This is a genomic window from Epilithonimonas hispanica, from assembly GCF_003385395.1.
In the GTDB taxonomy this organism is placed as follows: domain Bacteria; phylum Bacteroidota; class Bacteroidia; order Flavobacteriales; family Weeksellaceae; genus Epilithonimonas; species Epilithonimonas hispanica.
In genome coordinates, this window is the sequence record NZ_QNUG01000125.1 from 1 (window position 1) to 830 (window position 830).

Here is an 830-nt window from a genome sequence, read left to right on the forward strand (position 1 = left end):
ATTACACGCTTTAGCACACAATTTAAGAAAGAAAGTTGCCTGAAGAGGACAACTTTTCACTTTTTCTTAAAATATTGAAAAACTTTTATAACAAAAAAATCCGCCTCAAATTTTGTTGTGAGACGGATTCTTAAATTAGTTGCGAGGACACGACTCGAACGTGTGTCCGCCTTTGGCGGATATGAGCCCTCCAATTATTTAATCAAAGATTTGATGAACAGTCTTCCTTGTCCAGTTTTCAAGAATTGTTCTCTTTTCATTGCATCTTTCTTTTCGTTGAAAAATTCTACGTGAATTACTTTCCAAGGTCTAAATTTAATTGTATATCCAGATTTAGCTAAATAATTATGAGATTTAAATCTTTTCAAAAGATTAGCAGTAAAACCTGTATAAGTTTCATCAAATTTCTCTGAATATAAAACGTAAACAACAAATTCTTCCATAAACTAAAAAGAGAACCACATTTGTGATTCTCTTAAATTAGTTGCGAGGACACGACTCGAACGTGTGTCCGCCTTTGGCGGATATGAGCCCTCTAATTATTTAATCAAAGATTTGATGAATAATCTTCCTTGTCCGGTTTTCAAAAATTGTTCTCTTTTCATTGCATCTTTCTTTTCGTTGAAAAATTCTACGTGAATTACTTTCCAAGGTCTAAATTTAATTGTATATCCAGATTTAGCTAAATAATTATGAGATTTAAATCTTTCCAAAAGATTAGCAGTAAAACCGGATCAATCTCAAAAGTTGTGTGCAAATTGAAATAAGTTTTCGATTTTTGCAGTAAACTTTAAGAACATTGGATCATTATCTGGAACTGCTGAAACATA

Annotated in this window: 1 protein-coding gene and 1 pseudogene; both read right to left on the reverse strand. The window is 31.7% G+C overall.

The genetic code is table 11. From position 1 onward, the window contains the following. Positions 1 to 194: 194 nt before the first annotated feature. On the reverse strand, positions 195 to 443 hold the full coding sequence (locus tag DRF58_RS18155) for a GIY-YIG nuclease family protein (RefSeq protein ID WP_116037349.1): 249 nt from the start codon (positions 441 to 443) through the stop codon (positions 195 to 197). A gap of 96 nt (positions 444 to 539) precedes the next feature. Next, positions 540 to 719 (reverse strand): annotated as a pseudogene (locus DRF58_RS18160) (GIY-YIG nuclease family protein); the annotation flags it as partial. Positions 720 to 830: the final 111 nt, after the last annotated feature.